General features: G+C 63.6%; 4 protein-coding genes. 2 read left to right on the top strand and 2 right to left on the bottom strand.

Annotated elements, in window-relative coordinates; genetic code table 11:
- Nucleotides 1-206: 206 nt before the first annotated feature.
- Nucleotides 207-1067, bottom strand: a complete 861-nt coding sequence (locus ACK5IR_RS05585) for a class II fructose-bisphosphate aldolase (RefSeq protein WP_416926740.1) — start codon at nt 1065-1067, stop codon at nt 207-209.
- Between the two features lie 31 nt (nt 1068-1098).
- Complete coding sequence (locus tag ACK5IR_RS05580; protein ID WP_416926738.1) at nt 1099-2031, bottom strand: N-acetylneuraminate lyase; 933 nt, start codon at nt 2029-2031, stop codon at nt 1099-1101.
- 206 nt (nt 2032-2237) lie between these two features.
- On the opposite strand from ACK5IR_RS05580, the gene ACK5IR_RS05575 reads away from it, so the two are divergent.
- Both ACK5IR_RS05575 and ACK5IR_RS05570 read left to right on the top strand, forming a co-directional pair.
- Nucleotides 2238-3119 carry a sugar phosphate isomerase/epimerase family protein gene (locus tag ACK5IR_RS05575; protein WP_416926736.1) on the top strand — a complete coding sequence of 294 codons (882 nt, stop codon included), beginning with the start codon at nt 2238-2240 and terminating at the stop codon, nt 3117-3119.
- Nucleotides 3116-3350: SDR family NAD(P)-dependent oxidoreductase (locus tag ACK5IR_RS05570; RefSeq protein WP_416926734.1), on the top strand; the 235-nt coding region annotated here is incomplete at its 3' end. The genes ACK5IR_RS05575 and ACK5IR_RS05570, both read left to right, overlap by 4 nt.

Genomic DNA, 3350 nt, shown 5'->3' with positions numbered 1-3350 from the left:
CGACCTCGTGATAGGTGATACCGACGCCTTCCAACCCGCTGTCGGTGATGACGCGAACGACGGTCATGCCGACGGTTTCGACCTTGCGCGTCGCATCGGCCAGCCCGGCCGGCGCCTGCGTCGAGACGAGGTGAATCTCGATATTTGCAATCTTGTGGGGGCTCACGGGGATCTCCTCATATTATTTCCGTGTCCGACGGGATCGTTCACCGATCCAGCCGGCCAGCGCACATGCAGATGTCCATGTATTCGCGCACGACGTCGGCGCCGCGTTCGATGCCCGCCGTGCCGAGATCCATCAGCGGCAGATCCCTGACCACTTCGCGCTCGCAGGTCTCCGCCATTGCCGAGACGAAGGCATAGCGCAGCGCGGTGCCGACATTCATCTTGGCGACGCCCATGGTGATCGCCTTCCGGACCTGATCGCGCGGAATGCCGGTGCCGCCGTGCAGCACCATCGGAATGTCGATACGCGAGCGGATCTCCTCGACCAGATCGAAGCGCAGTTCCGGCGTCTCGGTGTAAAAGCCATGCGCATTGCCGATGGCGACGGCCAGACAGTCGATTCCGGTCCCGGCCAGTTCCTCGGCCATGTCGGGGTCGCACAGATGGGCGTTTTCCAGTTTGGCGCCGAATTCGTCGGTCATGCCGATGGTGCCGACCTCGCCCTCGACCGTGACGCCGACGGCATGGGCGATCTCCACCACCTTGCGGCAATTGGCGGCGTTCTCGTCGATCGGCAGGTGCGAGCCGTCATACATCACCGAGGAAAATCCGCCGCGGATCGAACGGACGCAATTGCCGACCGAGTCGCCGTGATCCATATGGATGGCCACGTCGATATCGAGATCGGCGCCGACCGTCTCAGCGATGGCGACCGGAACCGCGGCCGAGCCGAAATAGGCGATCTCCACCGGGTGCACGCCGAGGATCACCGGCGCGCGCAGTTCCGCCGACGTTCTCAGAACGCACTGGATCATCTCCAGGCTGGCGCAGTTGAAGGCGGGCACGGCGTAGCCCTGCGCATGTGCCTTCGCCATCAGGTCTTTCATCGGAACCAGTCGCATCTGCTCTCTTACCTCTCTCGCTTTGTATCGCTCATTCGCGGGCGGCCGCTTCCGCCGTCAGTTCCGCCACGATGGCATCGAGCCGGCCGCAGGTCGTGGCGTCGAGCGTCTCCAGCGGCTTGCGGCAGACCGGAGTTTCGATGATGCCAAGCCGCCAGAGCATGTATTTGAGCCCCGGGAAGACGCCGGTGCGCACCAGTTCGTCGATCACCGCATTACAGGCGGACTGCGCCGTGGCCGCCCCGGCCAGATCGCCCGCGGCGATGCGCGCCCGCATCCCGAGATAGCGCCAGCCCATCACGTTATAGGTGCTGCCGACACCACCACTTGCGCCGGAAACCAGCCCGGCCAGCAGCATCTCGTCAAACCCATTGAGCAAGAGCGCATCGGGGAAGGTCCGGTGCAGTTGTTCCATCTGATACATGTCGGCGCTGGTCTGCTTGATGCCGATCACCCCCGGCAGGTCCAGAAGATGCGCGAGGTCGTCGAGGCTCAGGCTCACGCCGCTCATGCCGGGAATGTTGTAGATGATCAGCGGAACCCCGTCCGCCGCTTCGGCAATATCCTGATAATAGCCGAAGATCGCGTCCTTGCGGTGCGGGAAATAGATCGGCGGAATCGCGGAGACAGCGTCGTAATCGAGTGCCGCACAGCCGCGGGCGAGCCGCTGCGCCTCACGCGTCGAAATCGCCCCGACATGCCCGATCAATGCGCCGCCCCGCGCGGCATCGGCGACGGTGGCGAAAATATCGAGCCGCTCTTCCGTCGATTGCAGCAGCCCCTCGCCGGTCGATCCGCCGATATAGAGGCCGTCGATTCCCTGTCCGCGGACATGCGCGACGAGGCGGCGCAGACAGTCGCCAGAGACATTTCCGTCGCCATCATATGGCGTCAGCAGCGCCGCATGCAGCCCGGCGAGGCGCTGAGCGGTGGTCGTTATCGCGCCCTTCGATCCGGTGTTCAAATCCGTGCCTCCATCCCTGTGCCGCAGTCCCGTCCGGGCCTGTTCACCTTACGGGTGAGCCTTCCACTTCAGTGCGAATTGACTCGACTCGCCCGAATATTCCGATTGCCTCGTATTGAATTTAACGCTAAACATTCCGCATGATCCTGTCAACCACCCTTTTGGGCAAAGGGGCGCGAGTCGCGGCAGGCAGCGGGGAGGCAAGCATGTTTCGCTATGGCTGGTCGCAGGCGCTCTTCGTCGGTGAGGCGCTCGACGTGAGTCTCGGGCGGCTGGCGCGATTCGGCTATGATGGCGTCGAACTGCCGGTGACGCAGGATCCGCCCGCAAGGATCGCGGAAAGCCTGCGCCTGCACGACCTTGCGTGTTTTTCGGTAAACTGCCGGTTCATCGGGGCAAACCGAGACCTTTCCTCCCCTGACAGGGCGCTGCGCGCCGCTGCGGTCGATTATGTCGGGGAGTGCCTGCGCTTTGCCGCCGCCCTCGGCGCTCCGGTTGCGATCGTGGTTCCGACGCGGATCGGCAAGCTGCGCCCCGACAGTTCGCTTGAGGAAGAATGGAGTATTGCCGTCGACAGCCTGAGTCTCATCGGCGACTATGCCAGTGATCTCGGTGTCACTGCCGTCATCGAATGCGTGAACCGCTCAGAGAGCTATCTTGCGAACCGTCTGGAAACGGCACGCCGCCTGGTCGAGGATGTCACCAGCGATCACGTGATGCTGATGGCCGACAATTTCCACATGAATATCGAGGAAAGCGACCTGTCCCGGGCGCTCACCGACGCCGCGCCATATCTGCGCCACGTGCATCTGGCCGACAACACCCGCATGGCGCCGGGCATGGGGCATTTCGATTTTGAGCCATTTCTCGCGAGGCTCATGGATATCGGCTATCGCGGGCCGCTGGTGATGGAATGCGATGTCTTCGCACCGGACCGCTACGGGCGCCTCGCCGCAACCACATCGCCCGATATGTTTGATCGCTACGCCGAAGCGGCGATCCGGACATTGCGGCAGATGGCGGCACGGCTCGCCAAACATGACACCACATCTCATGAGTTCTGGAAAAGCAAAGGAGATCCGGAATGAGCACTGAAAGTCGGACCGCCATCGTCACAGGGGCGGCCCAGGGCATCGGGCGCGGCATCGCGCAGCGACTGGTGCAGGACGGCCTTGCCGTGACGCTGAACGACATCCCGGGCAATCGCGAAACGCTGGAGCGGACAGCGGCGGAGATCGGGCGCGAGGGCGGCACCTGCCGGACCTCCACCGGCGATGTGAGCGTGCCGGCGGACGTCGACCGGATGGCCGCGGAACATA

The organism is Tropicimonas sp. (assembly GCF_047971885.1).
In the GTDB taxonomy this organism is placed as follows: Bacteria; Pseudomonadota; Alphaproteobacteria; order Rhodobacterales; family Rhodobacteraceae; genus Tropicimonas.
Note: the sequence above shows the minus strand (reverse complement) of the source record. Positions and strands in the feature narration are given on the sequence as shown.

Bases quoted from the DNA above. Each gene is read 5' to 3' on its own strand.
- ACK5IR_RS05585 (WP_416926740.1), bottom strand. From the start codon at position 1,067: ATGCGACTGGTTCCGATGAAAGACCTGATGGCGAAGGCACATGCGCAG.
- ACK5IR_RS05575 (WP_416926736.1), top strand. From the start codon at position 2,238: ATGTTTCGCTATGGCTGGTCGCAGGCGCTCTTCGTCGGTGAGGCGCTC.